The organism is Klebsiella sp. BIGb0149 (assembly GCF_004362605.1).
GTDB classification, from domain to species: Bacteria; Pseudomonadota; Gammaproteobacteria; order Enterobacterales; family Enterobacteriaceae; genus Klebsiella; species Klebsiella terrigena.
Genome location: NZ_SNYG01000002.1, coordinates 248575 through 270777 on the forward strand (window position 1 = coordinate 248575; position 22203 = coordinate 270777).

A 22203-nucleotide genomic window follows, 5' to 3' on the forward strand; every position below is an offset into this window, starting at 1 on the left:
GCGCACCTGTCGCCCGTTAATATTTATTTAAAATAAACCCACACCGCAAAAACAAATAACATTCACGACAATAATAAGAATGCCAAATTAATAAATGAAATAATAAAATAATATTTTTCAAGTCCAGTGTCGGACATTTAAAACGCCACAAGGAGAGGAGCAGGCGGTATTGACGTAAGGAGTGGTATTGACTAAAGAAGCAAGCAGGAGAAAGCCGGCGCGGACGACGCTGACCGCTAATGCACGTTCGGCCGGTTGCCAGAAACAGAAAAACCCGGACAGCAAACGTGTTGCCATCCGGGTTTCGCGCGGGCGACGCTATTGACGTCGCGAATTAGTTTGCCGTAGCGGCGGACGGTTCAAGCTTCGGGCCCGCCAGGGCCAGGCGCGCGCCGGCCTCGGTATCGCTGTATTGTCTGAAGTTATCGATAAACAGCTGGGCCAGACTCTCGGCTTTCTCCTGCCAGCCGTCGGCAGAACGCCAGCCGCTGCGCGGATCGAGCAGCGCGCTGTCAACGCCCGGAATGCTCTGCGGAATCGCCAGGCCAAAGACCGGGATCGTCTCCGTACGCAGAGGACCGGTGGTATCGTTTAAGATAGCGCTGATAATGCTGCGGGTATCGCGCAGCGACAGGCGTTTACCCTCTCCGTTCCAGCCGGTGTTGACCAGCCAGGCTTCGGCGCCGGCTTCCGCCATTTTGGCGGCCAGCACGCTGGCGTACTGCGTGGGGTGCAGCAGCAGGAACGCCGCGCCGTAGCAGGCGGAGAAAGTTGGCGTCGGTTGGGTGATACCGCGCTCGGTGCCGGCCAGCTTCGAGGTGAAGCCCGACAGGAAATGGTACTGCATCTGTTCGGTCGTCAGACGCGAAACCGGCGGCAGAACGCCGAATGCGTCAGCGGCGAGGAAAATCACCCGCGCCGGATGACCGGCGCGAGAGACCGGCTTGACGATATTTTCGATATGCGACAGCGGGTATGAAACGCGGGTATTTTCGGTCTTACTGCCGTCGGCATAATCCACCGTGCCGTCAGCCCTGACCACCACGTTTTCCAGCAGCGCATCGCGGCGAATCGCCTGATAAATCTCCGGTTCCGCCTGCGGATCGAGGTTGATGGTTTTGGCGTAGCAGCCGCCTTCAAAATTGAAGACGCCGTCGTCATCCCAGCCGTGTTCATCGTCGCCGATAAGCTGGCGCAGAGGATCGGTGGAAAGGGTCGTTTTGCCGGTACCGGAAAGGCCGAAGAACAGGGCCACGTCGCCCTCTTCGCCGCGGTTAGCCGAACAGTGCATCGAAGCAATGCCCTGCTGCGGCAGTAGATAGTTCATGACCGAGAAGAGCCCTTTTTTCATCTCTCCGCCGTACCAGGTGCCGCCAATAAGCTGAATTTTCTCGCTCAGGTTAAAGGCGACGAAGTTCTCGGAGTTGAGGCCCTGCTCCTGCCACTGGTCGTTAGTGCAGCCCGCGCCGTTGAGGACCACGAAGTCCGGCGTGAACTGTTCCAGCTCCTCAGCGTCGGGAACGATAAACATGTTTTTGACGAAGTGAGCCTGCCACGCCACCTCGGTGACAAAGCGCACGCCGAGGCGCGTATCAGGACTTGCCCCGCACCAGGCATCAACCACGTACAGCTTTTTACCGCTCAGCTGTCCGGCAACCCGCGTTTTGAGGCTGGCCCAAATCTGCGGCGTTAACGGTTTATTGTCGTTGCGGCCAAGCCCGGCATCGGACCACCAGACGGTATCGCGGGTCAGGTCATCTCTGACGATATATTTGTCACGCGGCGAACGTCCGGTAAATATCCCGGTATCAACGGCCACTGCGCCGGATGCGGTCATCACGCCGCGCGCTGCGCCGGTGAGTTCCGGGCTGGTTTCATGGGCAATCAGCAGGTCGTAATCGGGGTTATAAAATAACTCGCTGCTATCCTTAATACCAAGCTCGTGCAGAGCCTGTTTTACTAATTCGATACGTGGCATGGAACTCCTGACAAACAGCTGGCTAGGTAAGATGTATTCATTATTTCAGCCCGTCATTGCGTTCTTCTGTGAATTCCGGTGTACAAAAACCCACAGCAAAATGAAATAACGGGATGAGCCGCCTGGAGCAGCGATATTATAGCGGTGCTCGTAGGGTATCGCCTGTGCTTTACGACAACTCGTATTAACTGCTTAGGAATACGCTAAATCTGAGAAAAATGTTAACACCTGTGGTTGGTTATGTTAATTGCATAGTTTCTATGCGTTATGCTAAAATTGCATAGCATTAAATACAGCGTTAAGGAACGGATCCGTGCTGGCTAATCTTGAAGTGAAGTGGCTGTACGATGTCATTGCTCTGGAGGAGTCCAGAAGCTTTACCCTGGCGGCTAAAACCAGAAATATATCGCAATCCTCGTTCAGCCGCAGGATTCAGGCGCTTGAGGCGTCGCTGGGTTTCAGCATCTTCGACCGCGGGGTTAACCCGCTGCAGCTCACCACTCGTGGCAAAATTTTCGTCGGCTATGCGCGAAATATGCTGGACGACATGGACTTTCAGATTAGTCGCATTAAGGGGCTAAATAATACTACTCAGAAAATAAGAATCGATGCCGCTCCGTCGCTCTCTGTTTTAGTCCTTCCGGAATTAATTGCCGGCTACACCGATATAAAAAATAAAACCTTCCACGTCGAATCCATTAACGTTAACGAAGCCGTATTTAACCTCAAGGAAGGCAAGAGCGACTTTATTCTGTCGTTTTATAATGAGGAGTTAATGAACTATCCGTTTATTAACCACAAAATTTTCGACTCCTCGGTGCACCTTGTTACGCCCTGCGATGAGAGCGGCAGACCGCTCTTTCATCTGCACCGCGGCGTTTTGCCGCTGATGAGGTATGCCAACGATAGCTATATGGGGCGCCAGGTGAATCAGGTTATCGACCGCACGCCGGGGATCACCTTCTCCCTGACCTTCGTCTCGTCGATGAGCGAGCTGCTTAAGCGTATGATCCTCAACGGCGACGGCGTGGGCTGGCTGCCGCAATACTCTATCCAGCGCGAGCTCGATGAGGGCCGCCTGGCCATTATGGACGCCACGCTCTCGCTGCCGATCGGGGCCTATATGTATCGTTCCGGCTCGCGGCTTAACCAGTCTGCCGAGCGCTTCTGGCAGCATATTAAATCCCGGGATGCCCGCCAGTCCTGAGCAATAAAACCGGCGGCTTGTACCCGTCGCCGGCTAAATAGCGAATTCGCCAGCTGGCACAAAATTCGCTATCATCCGCCTCCTCTTTCCCAGGCGAGCCGCCCGATGTCTACGATCGTTGATACCTTTATTGCCCCGCCGTGCCATGCAGAGATTGAGATCCTTTATCAGGACGATTATCTGCTGCTGATCGCAAAACCTGCCGGCCTGCTCAGCCTCTCGGGGAAAAACCCGCGCAATCTCGACTCGGTGCACCATCGGTTAGTCCAGACCTTTCCCGGCTGTACGCTGGTTCATCGTCTCGATTTCGGCACTTCCGGCGTGATGGTGATTGCCCGCAGCAAGGCCATCAACGCCGCCCTTTGCCAGCAGTTTAGCCAGCGCGCGGTGAGCAAGGTCTACAGCGCGCTGCTGTGCGGGCACCTGGCCGATGACGAAGGCGTGATAGACGCCCCCATCGCCAAAGACCCGGCGCTGTTTCCGCGGATGACCATTTGCGCCACCCGCGGCAAGCCGGCCCGCTCCCGCTATCGGGTGCTTGAGCGCCTGCAGCGCCCGGGTGAAGACGGGACGCTGCTGCCGCTGACCCGCGTGCGGCTCAGCCCGGAGACCGGTCGCACCCACCAGCTGCGCATTCACTGTCAGCTCGCGGGGCACCCCATTTTAGGCTGCGATCTCTACGGCGGCCTGCTGCTACCCGGCACCGAGCGCGCGCCGCGCCTGATGCTGCACGCCAGCGAGCTGCGCTTTACCCACCCGGTCAGCGGGGAGCTAATCAACGCCAGCAGCGCCAGTCCGTTCTGAAACCCGCCGGTCGGCAGCGATTAATCCGGCGGCGCGTCTCTGACATCAACCAGCAGCAGCGTGCCGAAGCTGCCGGCCGGAACGTGATGCACGGCGCCCTTCGGCACAAAGCAGTAATCGCCGGCAGCGAGGTTGAACCGCGTGCCGTCAATAACCAGCGGAAGCTCCCCTTCCAGCACCAGCAGCAGTTCGTCGAAGTCATCGTGCGCTTCGGCGGCGATCCCCTCGCCGCCCATTTTTATGACCTTTATGGCGCTATTGCCTACCGCGCCCAATACCCGCGACTGCCAGACCTGCTCCAGCCCGGCGGCGATCCGGTATACAGAGTTAATCTCCATCAATGCCTCCTGCAGGCGAATGCCAGCCGCAATCAATAACCGATCGGTGCCATCGCGCAAATACGGATATGTTAGTTGCATACGCAAAATCATTCGCTGCGCCGGGAAGCGTCTGCCGAACGGCCTATATCGACGAGGCCGCGAAGACGCCGGGCGTGATGCCATAATGCAGGCGGAAGTATTTAATCAGGTGGCTTTGATCGTAAAACCCGACGTCCGTCGCGACCTGGGCGGCGCCGAAGCCTTTCGCCAGCAGCCCTTTGGCTCTGACCAGGCGCAGCTGCGTCAGGTACTGATGGACCGACAGCCCGGTCTGCGTCTGGAAGGTGCGCATAAAATGAAACTCGCTCAGCCCGGCGACCCCGGCAATCTCCTTAACCGTCAGCGGCTGCTGATAGGCGCAGTGTAAAAACTCGATGGCGCGACGGATGTCGGCGCGGATCGCATCCCTTCGGCCACCGCGGGCGCTGCGCCCGGCATAGCGCCCCACCAGCATATTCAGCACCTGGTACATCAGGCACTCTTTTTCCAGCGGGTCGCGGCTGGCGCCAAGCACCGCGGAGGCCTGCAGCATGCTGCGCGCCATCAGCGGGTCGTGGCGCATCCCTTCGCCGCCAAAATGGACCTCCCCGGTGCCGGTAAGCACCGTTGCGGCCACCTCATCGATCAGCTGCGCTGAAGGATAAAATGCGCAGTAATCCCAGCCTTCGTCACGCTGCACCGCTTCGCCGGTATGCACTTCGCCGGGCATGATCACCATCACCGTCCCCGCCGCCGCGATGCCGCGCTCCCGGCAGATGCGCGTGCGCTGGGCGCCGCGGGCAAAGGCGGCAATCACATATTCATTGTGAAAGTGCGGCGGATAGCTATGCTCGTAGCAGGAGGCGCGGAGGATCTCCATCCCGCCGTGCAGCTCGCTGTCCCGCCAGAGCCTGATATCATCCCGTATCTCTTTCGCCACTCCGGCACCCTTTTTATTGCGCAAAATTGATATTTCAGCCAATGAGCAGGATTTTACTATAGCGATCCTGACGATTTCTTAAGATTATCATTCAGTGACGGACAATTCGGGACTATTTGATGTTGATGAACAAGAAGACCTCGCCCAGGGATGAGGCAGCCGCGGAGTTTCGCGCGGGCATTATCGCCTGCCTGCCCACCATCCCCGGCTACTGGAGCATTGGCTTTGCCGCCGGCGCTATCGGCACGTTATCAGGGTTCACCACCGCGCAGACGGCGCTACTGGCGAGCGCGCTGTACGCGGGCTCCGCCCAGTTTCTGTTTTATTCGCTGTGGGCCACCGGTGCCGAAGTCGCCTCGGTGGTGCTGAGCGTGCTGCTGGTGAACCTGCGCTACCTGCTGATGAGCTCCGCCATGAGCGTATTCTTTCGGGAATACACGACCGGACAAAAAATTATCAGCGGGCTGCTGCTGACCGATGAAACCTTCGGCGTCGCGGTCCAGCGCGGCAGCGGGCACAACAAAGTGCCCTACGCGTGGATGCTCGGACTCAACGTCGCCGCGTGGCTGAACTGGATCCTCGCCTGCGTGGTCGGCGCGGGGTTAGCCTCCGCCCTTCCGCCGTCGCTGATGGAGGGGCTGAGCTTCAGCCTGGTGTCGATGTTTATCGGGCTGGTGCTGATGATCTGGTTTGCCAGCCGGCGTAAAGCGCTGGAGGCCTTCAGCATTGCGACGGCGGTGGTCATCACGCTGTTCACCGCCGGCCACACCGATATGAGCGTGGTGGTCATCGTGGCGGCGTCGGTCGCGGCAACGCTGGCAACGGTCGGGCTGCGCCTGACGTCCAAAGGAGAAAAATAGATGGAACGAAATATCATCCTTGCCATTCTCGCCTCCGCGCTGGTCACCGCCCTGATGCGCACGGTGCCTGTTTTACTGCTTTCGCGTTTTCGCCTGGCGCCGGTTATCCAGCAGTGGCTGAGCTTTATTCCGTCCGCCATTATGGCGGCGATTATCGCCGCAGAGCTGCTCGGCAAGCCGGCGCTAAGCGGCTCGGGCATCAGCATTTCGCTGCTGGCCGCCGCCGCCGCGACGGTGGCAGGCGCCCTCACCCGCAGCCTGTTTGCTACGGTAATTGCCGGGATGGTTGCCTTTTCCGCACTCAGCTATCTGCTGCTTTAATTATGCTCCTGGCCACGGTTATCGTGGCCTTTTCATTATCAGCTTTCCCCCACGCGTTAAATTCAAATAGCGGCATTGCAAATGCAAATATCATATTTGCCGGTTAATCACCGCCTCTGTAGCTTGTAGTTTATTCATGCTTTCCATGAAATAAACTTCAGGGCGCGACGGCGGCAAATGATTAGACTCGAAAATATCTATAAGACCTACCCCGGCAGCGCGCATGCGGCAATAAGCAATCTGAACCTGACGATTAATAGCGGCGAACTCTGCACCTTCGTTGGCCCCAGCGGCTGCGGTAAAACCACCCTATTACGGATGATTAATCAGCTCGATAAGCCGGACTCCGGTCACGTCTACGTTCAAGGAGTAAAAATAGCCGAAAGCGATATTATCCAGCTGCGCCGCAAAATTGGCTTTGTGATGCAGAGTGCGGCGTTATTTCCGCACCGCACGATGGCGCAAAATATCGCCACGGTACCGCGCCTGCTCGGCTGGAGCAAAACGCAGATCCGCGCGCGCATTGCCGAACTGGTCGACTTAATGTCGCTGGACCGCCTGCTGCTTGAGCGCTATCCGCATCAGCTTTCCGGCGGCCAGCAGGGACGCGTCGCTATCGCCAGGGCGCTGGCGGCCGACCCGCCGGTGCTGCTGATGGATGAGCCCTTTGCCGCCATCGACCCGCTAGTGCGCGAACGCCTGCAGGACGAGCTGCTGCTGCTCCAGCAGCGCCTGCATAAAACGATAGTGCTGGTGACGCATGATATTAACGAGGCCATCCGCCTGGGCGACAGAATTGCCATTTTCGAGGAGGGCGGCGTGCTGGCGCAGTTTGCCTCCCCTGACCATATTTTATCGCACCCGGCCAGCGACTTCGTCCGCCGCTTTATCGGTCCCGAGCCCAACCTCAAGCGGCTGGGCATGATTCAGGTCGGCCAGCTGCCGCGCCACGACGTGGCGCTGGTTGACGAGCAGCATGCGCCCATCGCCAGCCACCACCCGACCCTCAGCAGCCCGCTGCAGCTGATCCTCGATAGGCACCAGCGTCCGCTGCAGTGGTTCGATCCGCACAGGCGCATCGCGCTGCCCATCACCCAGCCGCTGGCCGCGCTGCACAGCCTGCGCTTTGCCTACAGCGCGCTGCTGGATGCGCCGGGCGGCGTGCTGGTGCACGTCGACGACAGCGGAAAATATCAGGGCACCGTTTCGCACTCGCTGCTCCAGCGCGTGCTGGATGGTCTGGTGGAAATTCGCCGCTATGGTTGACTGGCAGTGGATCCTCGACAACCGAATGACGATCGGCGCGCTGCTGTGGCAGCATACCCAGCTGGTGGCTATCCCGCTCTTTTTTGGCACCCTGATAACGGGGTTACTGATTGGCCTGACCCTGCGCTGGCCGAAGGCCGCGCAGCCGCTGCTCTATCTCTGCGGGATCCTGTTTACGATCCCCTCGCTGGCGCTGTTCATTTTACTGCTGCCGTTTACCGGCCTGTCGCTGAGCACCTCGGTCATCGGCCTGACGATCTATTCCCTGCTGATCCTGCTGCGCAACACGCTTGCCGGCATCGAGAAGCTGCCGGCGGCGGTGCTGGAGTCGGCCCGCGCGCTGGGCTACACCCGCGGCTACCGCTTTTTTGATATCGAGCTACACCTGCTGGCGCCGTCGCTTTTTGCCGGCCTGCGCATCGCTTCCGTCACCCTGGTTGGGCTGGTGACGGTGACCGCGCTGATTGGCCAGGGCGGGCTGGGACAGCTGCTGCTGGCGGGGTTTAACCAGGATTTTATTACTCCTGTCATTGTCAGCCTGGCGTTGAGCCTCGCGCTGTCGCTGTTATTTGACTCGCTGATCGCCCGCGTTGGCTATTGGCTTACGCCCTGGACGCGCTGATGGATATCCTACAGGCAACGCTGGGCTGGTTTTTGCAGCCCGAACACTGGCTCAGCGACGGCGGTATTCTGGTGCGCCTGCGGGAGCATATTTATTACGTTACGCTGAGCATGCTGATCGCCTCCGCCATTGCCCTACCCACGGGAATTGCGCTCGGCTACTGGCGCAAAGGCGCCTTCGTGGTCATTAACTTATTTAATATCGGCAGGGCAGTTCCGGCGCTGGGATTAATTCTGCTGTGCATTCTGCTGTTTGGTTTTAACGATATTCCGCTCTTCGCCGCGCTGGTCGCCATGTCCGTTCCGCCGATTCTGACCAACGCCTGGGTCGGGATCTATCACGCCGACCGCCAGCTGTGCGATGCGGCGAAGGCGCTGGGCATGACGCCGCTGCAAAGCCTTTGGCAGCTGCGGATCCCGCTGGCCGCACCGCTTATTTTCGCCGGAATGCGCACCGCGCTGGTACAGCTTATCGCCACCGCCGTCGTCGCAGCATATGCGGGCCTCGGCGGCCTCGGCCGCTTTCTGATTGACGGGCTCGGCCAGCGCGATATTCCGCAGGTGATCGCCGGCTCGCTGGTGGTCTCCCTGCTGGCCATCGGCAGCGAGCTGCTCTTTTCACTGATTGACCGACGCTTCACCCATACCATCGGCACTCCGGAGTATTAGTTTTTATCACCCATCGCCGCGGCCCGAATATTTCACACGGGCGGCAGCGTACCCGTGGCTGACTTAGCGCATCACGGATATTTATTCACCTAGCGAGGCACTATGCACAATATATTAGCTTTCCCTTTTCACCGTCGCCGTTTTCGCCTGTCACTATTAGCCGTCGGATTACTCGGCTTAAGCTTTAGCTCATTAGCGGAAAGCGTCACGATCGGCGGCGCTAATTTCACCGAGAGCTCTATTCTCGCCAATATTTACGCCAGCGCGCTGAAGAAAAATAATATTGCGGTCAGCACCCGGCTTAATCTCGGCAACCGCGAGATTATTATTCCGGCATTAAAGAGCGGCGAAATTGATATTGTGCCGGAGTATCTTGGCGCCCTGCTTAACTACTACGACGGTAAAACCCTGGCCACCAGCCAGAGCGACGTCAGCGCCGAGCTGGCTAAGGTTCTGCCCGCCGACTTCACGCTGCTGACGCCTTCGCCGGCGACCTCAATTACCGCGTGGGCGGTTCGCGCCGACACGGCGAAAAAGTACGGCCTGAGCAAGCTCTCCGATCTGCAGCCCATTGCTCATGAGCTGACCATCGGCGGGCCGCCGGAGCTGGCGGTACGCGCGCTCGGCCTGCCGGGGCTTAAGCGCGTCTATGGCCTCGAATTTAAGGCGGTAAAATCCCTCGATATGGGCGGGCCGCTGACTCGCCTGGCGCTCAACTCCGGTAAAATCGACGTCGCGACGGTTATCTCCACCCAGGGCAACCTGGCGAAAGAGGACTGGGTGGTGCTGGACGACGATAAGCACGAGCAGCCGAGCCAGAACGTGGTGCCGCTGGTGCGTAAAGCCAGCCTGACGCCGACGGTGAGCAAGGTGCTGAACGACGTCTCCGGCAAGCTGAACAACGCCACCCTGATTGAACTCAACCAGCAGGTCGATCTGCAGCATAAAGATCCGGCCGCCGTGGCGGAAGCGTGGGTCAACGATCATCTGGCAAACCGCTAACCTCTCCATGCCAGGGATCGGCAATAACCGCAAACGAGCCGCACATGTCTGAAAATCATATGATTCTGAACCTGTTTTTCTTTAATCCGCAGGGGGATTACCGCTTCTCATGGCGCCATCCGCAGGCACCGGGCAAAGAAATTTTTACCCTCGGCTACTACGCGGAGCTGGCGAAGAGGGCCGAGGCCGCCACCCTTGACGCCATCTTCATCGCCGACCATATCTCGATCTGGGATACGGTGCCCAGCGGCCTCACCCACTACGCCAACGCGCGGCTGGAGCCCATCACCCTGCTCGCCGCTCTCGCCGCCGTGACCGAACATATTGGCCTGATGGGCACCGCCTCCACCTCCTACAACGAGCCTTACAACCTTGCCCGCTACTTTGCCTCGCTGGACTTCCTTAGCGGCGGCCGGGCAAGCTGGAACGTGGTCACCTCGTGGCTGGAAGAGGAAGCGGCAAACTTCGGCCTCGACCAGCTTCCGCAGCACGGCAACCGCTACCAGCGCGCCGGGGAGTTTATCGATGTCGTCACCCGGCTTTGGGACTCCTGGGAGGACGATGCGGTGCTGTATGACAAAGCGAGCGGCCTGTTTGCCGACGCGCCGAAGGTGCACCACCTCAACCATCGCGGCGAGTTTTTTAACGTCCGCGGGCCGCTCAACGTCCCGCGCCCGCCGCAGGGTCATCCGGTGCTGGTCCAGGCGGGATCTTCCGAGGCGGGGAAAAACCTCGCCGCGGCGTGGTCAGATATGCACTTCGTATTTATTCAATCCATTGCCGAGGGGCTGGCCTATCGTCAGGAGATGAATCAGCGGCTGCGGGACTACGGGCGCGATCCGGCGCACTTTAAAATCATCGCCGGCGTTCTGCCCGTGGTGGTCAATTCCGACGCCGAGAAGGAGGAGCGCCAGCGGCTGAACGAGCGTTTAATGAGCGACCAGATGGCGATAGATCTGCTCTCATCCTATCTGCGGATGGATTTAAGCGCCCATTCGCCGGACCAACCCCTGCCGCCGCTGCCGGACGAGGAGACGTTTGACGGCATCCGCACCGCGCTGCGGCTTATCCGCCACTACGATCCCAGCCTGACCGTTCTGCAGCTGGGCCGCCTGCTGCTGCAAAGCTCCGACAGCTGGCTGCTGATCGGCAGCGCGGAGGAGGTCGCCGACGCGCTGACCGCCACCTGGCGCGCCGGCGCGGCGGACGGATTTAACCTGATGTTCCCGCTGCTGCCGGGGGATTTCGATCGCTTTGTCGACCAGGTGGTGCCGATCCTGCAGCGAAACGGCGCGATGCGCACCAGCTATCCGCCGGGCACGCTGCGGGAGAAGCTCGGGCTGCCGGCGGCGGAAAACCGCTTTACCGCCCCGGCTCCGCGCTAGCCTACGCCGAAGGAGGCCCGGCCTCCTTCACCCGCCTACAGCTGGGTCACGCCCCTTGTCGCCGCCTCGGCGCGCCACGCCAGCAGCTGCGCATAGGGTCGGCGCGTCACGACGCTAAAATCGTCGATCAGCTGCGCCCGACAAATATCCTGGTACTGCGCCCCGCTGACCAGCTGATGCAGCGCCTCGCGCAGGAGCGCCATCGTCGCCGGCGGCGTATCTTTGCTGCTTATCAGCGGTAGCCCCGGCGCCGACGGGCTGCGTCCGATAACGCTCAGCCCGGCAAGCAGCGCGGGTTCGTGGCGCTGCAGCAGCGCCCAGCTGACGCAGTCGATCGCCGCGATATCAGCCGTTCCCTGCTGTAATTCAATCAGCGACCGGCGGTGGCTGCCGCTCCAGCGCACGGCGGAAAAAAAGCGGCCGCTCTCGGCCAGCGATGCCACTCTTTCCAGCAGCGCATTGTAGCCGGACTGGGAGTCTGGCGAATTGCACACCGCCCGCCGATGGCGAAAATCGGCCAGAGACAAATGCTGATTTACCGCCTGGCTCACCAGCAGGCTACGGTAGTTCGCCCCTTCACAGCCCGGCGCCGCGTAGTGAAAGCAGCCGACGATCTGCACCTCCGGGAGCAGGGTCACCAGCGGATAGCCGCAGGTCTGGCTCAGCAGCAGCTGCGGATCGCGCCAGTGGCTCAGCAGCTCATCCCGGGGCCAGCGGGTCGGCAGGTCGGCCACCGTCACCCCGCGGGCCGTGAGGATCTCGCGCAGCGCCAGCCACAGCGCCCGCGTCTGTTCATGATTAACCGCATACATGGGAAAATCGACAACGTTATTCATGGTTCTCCCCCGCGTCGGGCCGCTTTTTTACGCCGGGATGGGCGTTCACCGCCACCGCGCGAAACGAAAAGCGCCGCAGCCATTCGCCATAGCCGCGCACCACAAAGCCGTGGTTACGCTGCCGGTAGCTCTCCCGTTCGAGCAGATAGAGTTTACGCAATCCGTACCAGGGAACTCCCGGCAGGTCGTGATGGACTGAATGATAGTTCAGGTTAAGAAACAGCACCCGCCACGGCAGCCCCGCTTCATTAATCACCGAGCGCGCCAGCGGATCGTCGGCGGCCCGATGCTCAAGGAAGGAGCGAACCTTGGTGAGCGCCAGCGCCGGATAGCTGACGACGGCGACAAAATAGAGCGGCGAAAAATCGACGTGTGCCATCAGCGCAAACAGGCCGGCCAGCAGCAGGCCATGAATAGCCCACATCGCCATCGCCGCCTTCTGGCGAAAGCGAAAGGCGCGCCACGCGCTGACGAGCGTTTGCGCAATATCCAGCAGCGGCGCCAGCAGCAGTCGTCCGATAAAGGTATTGCGCAGATGAATCACCCGGCGCTGCCAGGGCGCAAAGCGCCGCCAGCTTTCGGCGGTAAAATAGTAGGATTCGGGATCGTCGACCGGCAGCGTGAGATGGTGATTATCGTGGTGCGCGAGGTGCGAATCCCGGTACAGGCCGTAGGGATACCACACCGCCAGCGGCAGGATGCCCAGCAGCTGATTCAGCCGCGGCCAGCGCGTCGGGTGGCCGTGTATCAGCTCATGCTGTAGGGACATGTACCAGGCGCTAAACCAGATCAGCAGCAGCGTTGCCGGCAGCAGCCCCAGGGTTTGCCAGTATACGAGGGTGGCAAACCAGCCGCCGTAGATGGTGATAATCAGGAGCCAGGTCGGAAGTTCGCTGCGCCATAAGCGGCTGCGCGAAAGCTGGCGGATCAGGTCGCGCTGCTGCGGGTGCAAATAGAGAGACGTTTTTTTGGTCATTACTGCAAATACCGTTTCCGCGTTATCTTTTATCCTTCGAAGATGTGAGATAACACGGAAAATAACAAAGTATTTAAATGACTTAGCTTTGCCAGAAACGTGAATCAGGCCGGCCGGTTTACTTCAGCGCTGCCGCCGGCTTCATCGGCGCCACCACCACGTTCACCCCCTGCTCGCGCATCCGGTTGAGCGCCGGGAGAGGGATCCCCTGATTGACAATCACCACGTCAAACTCGCTGAGGTCGGCGAACCGGTGCAGCGCCCGGCGCTCGAACTTGGTGTGATCCATCAGCAGAATACGCTGCTGCGCCGATTCAAACATCGCGCGCTTGGTTTCGACCATTTCGGCAGATTGATGAAAGACGGCGTCGTCCACGATCGCCGACATGCTGAGAAAAAACATATCCGCGCGCAGCCCGGCAATCTCGCTGCGCGTCATGTGCCCCATAAAGGCGTTGCACCAGTTGTGCAGCTGTCCGCCAAGGCCGAGCAGGGTGATATCCGGCAGGCCCTTGAGCTCGCTCATAAGGGTCAGCGAGTTGGTGATGATGGTCTGCGGCGCCCTGGCGGGCAGCAGCCTCGCCATCTGAAAGACGGTGGTGGAGTCGTCGAGAAAAGTGGACTGCCCCGGCTCCAGGTAGCTGACCGCCACCTCGGCGATAGCCTGCTTCTCTTCCAGCTGGCGGGTTGAGCGGTAGATATCGCTGGACTCCACCAGGCTGGTGGGCGTCGCCGACACCACCCCGCGGGATTTATGCAGCAGGCCGCGCTCGACCAGCTCGTCGATATCGCGATGGGCGGTCATCAGGCTAATGCCAAAGCGCTCGGTAATATCCTCAATCCGAATCGCCCCTTCGACCATGACGGCTTCGACAATCAGCTGGCGACGCGCGCGCTGGCGGGCCTGTCGGCTATCGCCTGGCAGCCCTTCCGCCAGAAAAGCGTTGAGTGAATGATCCTGCGTAAATTGCGTCATAGTTCGTCCATAAAGAGATCGGTAAAGGGCCTGAACAGCGTCAATTACAGCGCTATAGCCGCCATACTTCAAGCGGCTTTCGCGCAAAGGGGCGGCGAGCGCCCCGATGCGGAGACTACGCGGTCATTCGGAGAGGATAAACGGTGAGGTCATTTTCGCGGCGTTATCTTTGGTTATCAGGATGCAGTCAAAAAGCTGCTTCTCCGCCGCGGCGCCGGTCTTGCCCGTTTTCAGGAACGTATCGGCCTGCTCCACCGCTTTGGCGGTAAAGGTCGCCACCGGCTGCATCACGGTATAGGCCAGGCTCCCCTCCTTCACCGCATCGACCGCATCCGGCGAGCCATCAAAGCCGCCGACAGTCACCTGCTTGAGCTTTCCGGCCTCCTTCAGCGCGGCGATCGCGCCGAGCGCCATCTCATCGTTACCGCTGATGACGCCCTTAACGTTCGGATTGGCCTGCAGCAGGGACTGCATCTTGTTAAAGCCCTGGGTGCGATCCCAGTTAGCCACCTCCGAGCCGACCTTCTTGAGGTCCGGATACTGGCCGAGCACGGTTTCGAAGCCGTTGGCGCGGGTGGCGGCGTTATTGTCGGACGGCGGCCCCTTCAGCTCGACGTAGTCGCTGCTGTCGCCGACCTGCTGCACCCACTGCTGGGCCCCCAGCGCGGCGCCCTGCGCGTTATTGGAAACCAGCTGCGCTTTTGCCAGCCCGCTTTGATTCAGCTCGGCGTTGATAATAAACACCGGAATGTGGGCGGCAATGGCTTTTTTCACCGAGCCAATAGAGCCGTCGGCGTTCGCCGGGTCGAGGATAATCACTTTTGATTTATTGGTGATTGCCGTATCAATCAGCTGGCTTTCGGTATTGGTATCGCCTTTATGAGCGCTAACTTTCGCGGTGTAGCCGAGCTTCTCCGCCGTCTTCTGCGCCACCTGCCCCTCCGCCAGCCAGTAGGGGTTAGAGGGGTCATTAACGATAATCGTCATCAGCCCATCGGCCCAGGTTGGCGCAGAGAAGGCGGTTAACGCCGCGGCGGCGGCAACGAGGATAAAACGCTTGCTGTTATCAAACATCATAGTGGTAGTGCTCCGTTATTTTTAGGGTACAGGTTACGGATTAACGTCAGAACGGATACGACACGGCCTCCGCTGCGGACAAGTTTCGGGCTAGCGGCCTTTCCGGCCGTATTGCAGGGTGTTCAGCAGCACCGCCAGCACGATCACCGCACCGGTAAAGACCGTCTGCCAGTAGGCGGAGACGCCGATAATCACCAGACCGTCGGAGAGGAAGCCGATAACGAAAGCCCCCAGCAGGGTGCCGCGCACGTTGCCGCGCCCGCCGGTCAGCGCCGCGCCGCCGATCACCACCGCGGCGATCGCCGTCAGCTCGTAGGTGGTTCCGGCGGTGGGCCCGGCGGAGGTCAGCTGCGAAGAGAGCACCAGCCCGGCCATCGCCGCGCAGAGCCCCGACAGCACGTAGACGCTGATTTTGACGCGCTTAACCGGCACGCCGGATAGCTCAGCGGCGCGCTCGTTACCGCCGCAGGCGTACAGCCAGCGGCCAAACGCGGTACGGCTCAGCAGGAAGCCGCAGGCCAGCGCCGCCGCCCCCAGCACCAGCACGCCGACGGGAATGTTAAAAATACGGTTGAACCCCAGCCAGTCGAAGCCGGTATTCCCCAGCTCCGCCGCGCCGGAGAGCTTGTTGTAGGTCAGGCCGTTGGTCATCAGCAGCGCCACGCCGCGGGCCACGTACAGCGATCCCAGCGTGGCGACGAACGCCGGCACCCGGCACCAGGCGATCAGCACCCCGTTGATCAACCCCACCAGCGCCCCGACGGCGAGGGTCAGGAGCGCCACCGCCCACACCGGCAGATAGAGCACCACGCCGGCCGCATCGAGATGAATGCCCTGCATCATATAGCCGGCGCAGACCCCCGCCAGGCCCAGCGTGGAGCCCACGGACAAATCGATGCCGCCGTTGAGAATAACCAGCAGCATGCCGATGGCCGGCAGGCCAAAAATGGCGACGTGCGAGGCCATGGTGAGAAAGTTGGCGCCGCTTAAATAGTTCGGCGACAGGAATGAGAACACGGCAATAATCAGCAGCAGGGCGAAAAAGGCGCGCCCCTCCAGCAGGATACGCGCCACGCTCATCCCTTTATTTACCCGTCCTGCGCGCGCCAGCGGCGTCGCGGGGCTTAACGACTGAGTTCTGTCGGTCATGGTTTCTACTCCAGGTTTTATTTTCATGCCACCAGCGACTCGCCGGAGGCCGCCATGATGCGTTCTTTGCTTACGTTGGCGTCAAACACGGCCGTAATCCGGCCCTTGCTCATCACCACAATACGGTGGGCAATGCTTAGGCACTCCCCCACTTCCGAGGTGGAGTAGATCACCGCCAGCCCCTGCCTGGCGTTCTCCGCCAGCAGCCGAAAGACCTCGGCTTTGGCGCCGATATCGATCCCGCGGCTGGGCTCATCGAGTAAAATCACCTTTGGCCGGGTAGCGAGCATTTTGCCGATCACCACCTTCTGTTGATTCCCCCCGGAGAGCGAGCCGATCGCCGCCTCCCCGCCGGCCGTTTTGACCGTCACGCTGCGGATGCTGTCGTTAATGAGCTGCTTTTCCCGCCGCGTGGAGAGCACCATGCCGCGAATAAACTCGCCGATGCTGGCGAGGGTCAGGTTTTCCCCCACCGACATGGTTTGCACCAGCCCGTCGCGCTGGCGATCTTCCGGCACCAGCGCCAGGCCGCTGGCGATGCGCTGCGCAATCGACAGGCCAGAGACGTCGCCGTCGCGCAGCGAAATCGTCCCCGCCGACTGCCTTAAGCGCCCGGCGATGCACTCCATCAGCTCGGTCCGCCCGGCCCCCATCAGGCCATAAATACAGACGATCTCCCCGGCGCGGACCGTCAGCGACAGGTTGTCCACCAGCCGAATCCCGGCTTTGCCTTTTACCGTCAGGTCGCTGACCGCCAGCGCGGTTTCACCGAACGCATAGCCCTCCGGCGGCGACCCGAGATCGAAGCTGTCGCCCACCATGTTGCGCACCACCCAGTCGAGGTCGATCTCATCCCGGCGGGCCCAGGCGGTCATTACGCCGTCGCGCAGCACCACCGCGCGGTCGGTTATCTCCAGCGCCTCCTCCAGGTGATGGGAGATGTAGACAATCGCCACCCCCTGGCTGGTGAGATCGCGAATCACCTGGAACAGCACGCTGACCTCCGCGGCGCTCAGCGCCGAGGTCGGTTCATCCATAATCAGAATTTGCGAATCCACCGACAGCGCCCGCGCAATCTCCACGATCTGCTGCTGGCCAAGGCGTAAATTTTCCACCAGCGCCAGCGGCTCAATCCCCTCCTCCAGCGACTTCATCAGGTGGGCGGTCAGCCGCGTCTCTTCGGCATAATCGACGCCGCCCGGCTTCATGATTTCGCGGCCAATAAAGATGTTGTCGCGAACGTTCATGTTCGGCGCCAGGTTCAGCTCCTGGTGGATAATCGAAATCCCGCTGTCCCGCGCATCGCTGGCGGAGCTGAAGACCTTCACCTGACCGTCGAGCACGATTTCGCCGCTGCTTGGCGTAATCACGCCGGAGAGTATTTTCATCAGCGTCGATTTTCCGGCGCCGTTTTCACCAAACAGCGTGGTGACCTCGCCGCGGCGAATATCAAAGTTGACGCCTTTGAGGGCGTGGGTGGAGCCGTAGACTTTGCTCACGTTGCGCGCCGAGAGAATAACCTCGCCCTTCAGCAGCGCCGGATGCAGTTTGGGTTGTTTCATTTCACCTCCAGGCTGACCGGCGTGACCAGCCAGTTATTGGGCGTCAGCAGCCGAAACACGCCGACGACAGCGACCTGCTTGCCGGGGAGCGCCTGGCGGTCGAGGGTATCCAGCAGCGTCGCCTTTAGCGTCCGGTTGAGGGCCGCGCCGGCGTTCTGGTACTCGATCTGGTTAGTAAAATCACCAAACTGGATGCTGCCGGTGGCGTCCCGCAGTTCGGTGCCGGTGAGCACCGGCCCCGTCTGCAGGCGAATCTTCCATCCTTCGGGAAGTCCGGGCACCGCGACGCTAAAGATCCCCGCCTTTTCGTCGCCCACCGCGCCCTGAAAACGCACCGCCATCACCGGCAGCGTGGCGCCAACGCCATATTTTTTTATCGCCGCCTGCGGGTCGGCCTTTAACGCAGCAGCCAGCTCGTTCGCCTCCACCGCGCGGCTTTCAACGGCGCGCTTAATGTCAGGAAAGGTTTTGTCGCCATAGGTTTCGACGGAGAACCCCTGCGCCTGCGCCGCCGCGCCGGAGCCCGTTTTGACGACTTTGGTATCTGCCGCAATGGCGGCGATGGCCGCCGCGACGGCGAGGCCGGTTAGCGCGTAGCGGCGAATGCGCTGACGCGAGTGCCGGGCAGAGAGGGCGGAAACACCGGACATAATGTTGACCTCACAGAGAGTTAGCTTTGACGCTGATAGCGCGCCTTAGTGTTATAAATACGATAACTATATGTGATGAGAATTGTTCGTTTGTTGCACGATTGTCAACATGGGTTTGAGTTTTTTCTACAGAGCGCGATCTGGATCGAAAATTTTATCGCAGCGGGAAACGGGCTGAAAGATGGGTAACGTAAGGCGACAAAGGAAAACACTCAGGGCTATCGATCGCCAGGTAAAGGTTAAAACTGTGATCGTCCCCGCTTTCTTATCTGAAATTTATTACACAAAAAGAAAAATAATACATCGGTAGTGTTAACTGTGTGATAGATAGTGTATGAAGTTATTTATCAAAACAATCACACTTAATTAACACACTGGTGACGACAGATGAACATTCTCTCCCTTCCTCCACGAGGAGTACACCGGCGCTGCGGAGGCATCGATGGATAATCGCGACATTATTCTGGGGCTGGATTCGGGTACCTCGGTGGTCAAAGCGGTGGCTTTCGATCTCGAAGGGGAGCAGCTGGGCTCCGCCTCCGCGCGCAACAGCTATCGCCGGGCGGAAGGCGGCGCCGCGCTGCAGTCGATGAGCAAGACCTGGGAGGATGCGGTCGACGCCATCCGCCGGCTGGGTGAGCGTATCGATAACCTCGCCGCCCGCGTGGTCGCCGTGGCGGTCACCGGCCAGGGAGACGGCACCTGGCTGGTGGGTGCCGGAAACCGACCGGTTGACGACGCCTGGATTTGGCTCGACGCCCGAGCGGCGCCGACGGTTGAGCGGCTGAAGCGTTCGCCGCTGGCGCGCGCGCGCTTTGAGGCGACGGGAACCGGCCTGAACACCTGCCAGCAGGGGTCGCAAATGGCGCATATGGATCGCAGCCATCCCGCGCTGCTGGATAAGAGCGAAGTGGCCCTGCACTGTAAAGACTGGCTCTATCTTAACCTGACCGGCGTGCGCGCCACCGACCCTTCGGAAGCCAGCTTCACCTTCGGCAACTTCCGCACCGGGCGCTACGATCCGCAGGCCATCGCCGCGCTCGAGCTCGAGCACCGTCGCCACCTGCTGCCGGAGATCGTCGACGGAACGCAAACGACCCATCCGCTTAGCGCCGAGGCCGCGGCGGCGACCGGCCTGCGGGCGGGCACCCCCGTGAGCCTCGGCTACGTCGATATGGCGATGACCGCGCTCGGCGCCGGGGTGCATACCGGGGCGGCAAACAGCGCTTGCTCCATCGTCGGCTCAACCGGGGTGCACCTGCGCGCGCTCCCCACCGCCGAGGTCTGGCTCAACCCGCAGCAAACCGGATACGTCATCCCCCTTCCCTGGCCGGGCTACGTCACCCAGGTGCAGACCAACATGGCCTCAACCCTGAACCTCGACTGGCTGCTGCACGTTGCCAGCGACCTGCTCAACGACTTCGGCTGCGAGGTCGACCACGCCAGGCTGGTGGGCCATATCGACCGCTGGCTGAGCGAGGCCCAGCCCGGCAGCCTGCTGTATCACCCCTATATTTCCGAAGCCGGCGAGCGCGGCCCCTTCGTCAACGCCGAGGCCCGCGCCAGCTTTGTCGGGCTGAGCTACAGCCACGGCTTCGGCGACATGGTGCGGGCGGTGATTGAGGGGATCGGCTTTGCCGCCCGCGACTGCTATCAGGCCATGGGCCACAGCATGCCCGGAGAGCTGCGGCTCACCGGCGGGGCCATTCGCTCCCCGCAGCTGCGGCAGATCCTCTCGGCCTGCGTCGGCGTGCCGGTGCGCAGCAGCCGCCGGGAAGAGGCCGGCGCCGCGGGGGCGGCGATGATGGCGGCGGTCGCTATCGGCGCCTATCCCACCATGGCGCGCTGCGTCGAAACCTGGGTAACGCCGCTGCTGGACGCCCCGGAAGCCCCCTCTCCCGCGCTGGTTGCACGCTATCAGCACCTTTTTCACAGCTACCAGCAGGTTCGCAGCGAACTGCCGCCGGTCTGGCACGCCCTGCGGCAGCCGGGCGCGGGCCGTTAACCGGATTAATGGAGTCCCAAAATGAGTGAAAAGATCCTCGATTTATTTGTCATTGGCGGCGGCATCAACGGCGCGGGCATAGCGCGCGACGCCGCCGGACGCGGCCTGTCGGTCATGATGTGCGAGAAGGACGATCTGGCGCAGGGTACCTCGTCGCGATCCGGCAAGCTGGTGCACGGCGGGCTGCGCTACCTCGAGTACTATGAGTTCCGCCTGGTACGGGAAGCGCTGATCGAACGCGAGGTCCTGCTGCAGTCCGCGCCGCACATCATCTGGCCGATGCGCTTCGTCCTGCCGCACAGCCCCATCGATCGTCCGGCGTGGCTGGTCCGCCTCGGCCTGTTTCTCTACGACAACCTCGGCGGGCGCAAAAAGCTCCCCGGCACCCGCACCCTCGATTTACACCGCGATCCGCAGGGCGATCCCGTGCTCGACCAGTATGCTAAGGGCTTCGAGTATTCAGACTGCTGGGTTGATGACGCCCGGCTGGTGGTGCTCAACGCCCGGGACGCCGCCGAGCGCGGCGCCACCATCCTGACCCGCACCCGCTGCGTCGCGGCAAAACGCGCCGAGGGCGCCTGGGAAATTACCCTGCAGAATACGCTGACCGGTGCGCAGGAAACCGTCCGCGCCAGGGCGCTGGTCAACGCCGCCGGCCCGTGGGTGCTGGATATCATTACTCAGGTCACCCGCACCCGCAGCAGGCGCAGCGTCCGGCTGGTGAAGGGTTCCCATATCATCGTCGATAAGTTTTGGCAGGGACAGCAGGCGTATCTGATCCAGAACCACGATAAGCGGGTGATTTTTATCAACCCCTATGAAGGCGATAAGGCGCTGATCGGCACTACCGATATTCCCTGGGAGGGCGACGCCGACTCCGTCAGCGCCGACGACCGGGAGCAGCAGTATCTGATTGACGCCGTTAACCGCTATTTCAAAATCAAGCTGCGGGCTGAGGATGTTATCACCCGCTTCTCCGGCGTACGTCCGCTGTTTGACGACGGCAAGGGCAACCCCTCCGCCGTGACCCGCGACTACGTCTTCGACCTTGATGATGAGCAGCAGCTGCCGATTCTGCATATCTTCGGCGGTAAAATCACCACCTTCCGCAAGCTGGCCGAACACGCCGTGCAAAAGCTCGCGCCCTATTTCCCGCAGATGGGGGGCGACTGGACCCGCGGTGCCACGCTGCCCGGAGGCGAAATCGCCAACGCCGACTTTGACACCTTCCTGCAGACGCTAAAAGAGCAGTTCCCCTGGCTGCCGGCGGCGCTGCGCGGGCACTACGCCCGGCTGTACGGCGCCAGATTGCCGCAGCTGCTGGGTGACGCCCGCGGGCTGCAGGATTTAGGGCAGCATTTTGGCGGCCTGCTCTACGAAGCCGAAGTCCGCTATCTGGTCGAAAACGAGTGGGCCCGGCAGGCAGAGGATATTTTATGGCGCCGCACCAAGCACCGGCTGCACCTGACCGGGGAGCAGCAGCAGCGCTTTAGCGACTGGTTCGCCATGAGCTTCGTGCCTCTTGCCGAGGCGCCGCCTCGCGCCCGGGCCGGTTAAGGA

The 22203-nt window shown here is 60.9% G+C and carries 21 protein-coding genes; 11 read left to right on the forward strand and 10 right to left on the reverse strand.

Going from position 1 to position 22203, the window contains the following annotated elements; translation table 11 throughout:
- Positions 1-334: 334 nt before the first annotated feature.
- Positions 335-1978: a phosphoenolpyruvate carboxykinase (ATP) gene (gene pckA / locus EDF75_RS07935; RefSeq protein WP_133598344.1), complete on the reverse strand. Its 1644-nt coding sequence runs from the start codon at positions 1976-1978 to the stop codon at positions 335-337.
- 313 nt (positions 1979-2291) lie between these two features.
- Here pckA and EDF75_RS07940 point away from each other — a divergent pair, with 313 nt between their 5' ends.
- Positions 2292-3185 (forward strand): LysR substrate-binding domain-containing protein, encoded by an 894-nt coding sequence (locus EDF75_RS07940; protein ID WP_041146137.1) that lies wholly within the window; start codon positions 2292-2294, stop codon positions 3183-3185.
- A gap of 105 nt (positions 3186-3290) precedes the next feature.
- A complete protein-coding gene (locus tag EDF75_RS07945) occupies positions 3291-3989 on the forward strand; it encodes an RluA family pseudouridine synthase (protein WP_133598346.1) in 699 nt (232 codons plus the stop codon).
- A 20-nt stretch (positions 3990-4009) separates the two neighbouring features.
- Here EDF75_RS07945 and EDF75_RS07950 read toward each other — a convergent pair whose 3' ends face one another.
- Both EDF75_RS07950 and EDF75_RS07955 read right to left on the reverse strand, forming a co-directional pair.
- Positions 4010-4327, reverse strand: coding sequence for a cupin domain-containing protein (locus EDF75_RS07950; RefSeq protein ID WP_133598348.1), 318 nt, complete (start codon positions 4325-4327; stop codon positions 4010-4012).
- Between the two features lie 124 nt (positions 4328-4451).
- Positions 4452-5276, reverse strand: coding sequence for a helix-turn-helix transcriptional regulator (locus tag EDF75_RS07955; RefSeq protein WP_045859628.1), 825 nt, complete (start codon positions 5274-5276; stop codon positions 4452-4454).
- A gap of 131 nt (positions 5277-5407) precedes the next feature.
- Between EDF75_RS07955 and EDF75_RS07960 the strand changes: the two genes are divergently transcribed.
- The 7 genes from EDF75_RS07960 (at position 5408) to EDF75_RS07990 (ending at position 11412) form a co-directional block, all read left to right on the forward strand.
- On the forward strand, positions 5408-6148 hold the full coding sequence (locus tag EDF75_RS07960) for an AzlC family ABC transporter permease (RefSeq protein WP_045859037.1): 741 nt from the start codon (positions 5408-5410) through the stop codon (positions 6146-6148).
- Positions 6149-6469: an AzlD domain-containing protein gene (locus EDF75_RS07965; protein ID WP_045859039.1), complete on the forward strand. Its 321-nt coding sequence runs from the start codon at positions 6149-6151 to the stop codon at positions 6467-6469. It begins immediately after the preceding gene.
- 177 nt (positions 6470-6646) lie between these two features.
- Positions 6647-7735 carry an ABC transporter ATP-binding protein gene (locus tag EDF75_RS07970; protein ID WP_133598350.1) on the forward strand — a complete coding sequence of 363 codons (1089 nt, stop codon included), beginning with the start codon at positions 6647-6649 and terminating at the stop codon, positions 7733-7735.
- Positions 7728-8357: an ABC transporter permease gene (locus EDF75_RS07975; RefSeq protein WP_133598352.1), complete on the forward strand. Its 630-nt coding sequence runs from the start codon at positions 7728-7730 to the stop codon at positions 8355-8357. The genes EDF75_RS07970 and EDF75_RS07975 overlap by 8 nt, the downstream gene beginning before the upstream one ends.
- Positions 8357-9025 (forward strand): ABC transporter permease, encoded by a 669-nt coding sequence (locus EDF75_RS07980; RefSeq protein WP_133598354.1) that lies wholly within the window; start codon positions 8357-8359, stop codon positions 9023-9025. Before EDF75_RS07975 ends, EDF75_RS07980 begins: the two co-directional genes overlap by 1 nt.
- 102 nt (positions 9026-9127) lie before the next feature.
- Complete coding sequence (locus EDF75_RS07985; RefSeq protein ID WP_133598356.1) at positions 9128-10027, forward strand: ABC transporter substrate-binding protein; 900 nt, start codon at positions 9128-9130, stop codon at positions 10025-10027.
- A gap of 59 nt (positions 10028-10086) precedes the next feature.
- Entirely contained in the window at positions 10087-11412 is a 1326-nt protein-coding gene (locus EDF75_RS07990) for an LLM class flavin-dependent oxidoreductase (RefSeq protein ID WP_463671427.1), read from the forward strand.
- A 35-nt stretch (positions 11413-11447) separates the two neighbouring features.
- On the opposite strand, the gene EDF75_RS07995 is transcribed toward EDF75_RS07990, so the two are convergent.
- From EDF75_RS07995 to EDF75_RS08025, 7 genes are all read right to left on the reverse strand, one after another.
- Complete coding sequence (locus EDF75_RS07995) at positions 11448-12248, reverse strand: phosphate/phosphite/phosphonate ABC transporter substrate-binding protein (protein ID WP_133598360.1); 801 nt, start codon at positions 12246-12248, stop codon at positions 11448-11450.
- Positions 12241-13224 (reverse strand): fatty acid desaturase, encoded by a 984-nt coding sequence (locus tag EDF75_RS08000; protein WP_133598362.1) that lies wholly within the window; start codon positions 13222-13224, stop codon positions 12241-12243. The genes EDF75_RS07995 and EDF75_RS08000 overlap by 8 nt, the downstream gene beginning before the upstream one ends.
- Positions 13225-13342: 118 nt before the next feature.
- Entirely contained in the window at positions 13343-14200 is an 858-nt protein-coding gene (locus EDF75_RS08005) for a DeoR/GlpR family DNA-binding transcription regulator (protein ID WP_133598364.1), read from the reverse strand.
- Between the two features lie 123 nt (positions 14201-14323).
- Complete coding sequence (locus EDF75_RS08010) at positions 14324-15274, reverse strand: D-ribose ABC transporter substrate-binding protein (RefSeq protein ID WP_133599409.1); 951 nt, start codon at positions 15272-15274, stop codon at positions 14324-14326.
- 93 nt (positions 15275-15367) lie between these two features.
- Complete coding sequence (locus tag EDF75_RS08015; RefSeq protein WP_133598366.1) at positions 15368-16426, reverse strand: ABC transporter permease; 1059 nt, start codon at positions 16424-16426, stop codon at positions 15368-15370.
- Positions 16427-16449: 23 nt separating this feature from the next.
- Entirely contained in the window at positions 16450-17988 is a 1539-nt protein-coding gene (locus EDF75_RS08020) for a sugar ABC transporter ATP-binding protein (protein ID WP_133598368.1), read from the reverse strand.
- Entirely contained in the window at positions 17985-18638 is a 654-nt protein-coding gene (locus tag EDF75_RS08025) for a DUF2291 family protein (RefSeq protein ID WP_133598370.1), read from the reverse strand. Before EDF75_RS08025 ends, EDF75_RS08020 begins: the two co-directional genes overlap by 4 nt.
- Positions 18639-19080: 442 nt before the next feature.
- On the opposite strand from EDF75_RS08025, the gene EDF75_RS08030 reads away from it, so the two are divergent.
- Both EDF75_RS08030 and EDF75_RS08035 read left to right on the forward strand, forming a co-directional pair.
- Positions 19081-20643, forward strand: a complete 1563-nt coding sequence (locus EDF75_RS08030; RefSeq protein ID WP_133598372.1) for an FGGY-family carbohydrate kinase — start codon at positions 19081-19083, stop codon at positions 20641-20643.
- Positions 20644-20664: 21 nt separating this feature from the next.
- Complete coding sequence (locus tag EDF75_RS08035; RefSeq protein WP_133598374.1) at positions 20665-22200, forward strand: glycerol-3-phosphate dehydrogenase; 1536 nt, start codon at positions 20665-20667, stop codon at positions 22198-22200.
- Positions 22201-22203: the final 3 nt, after the last annotated feature.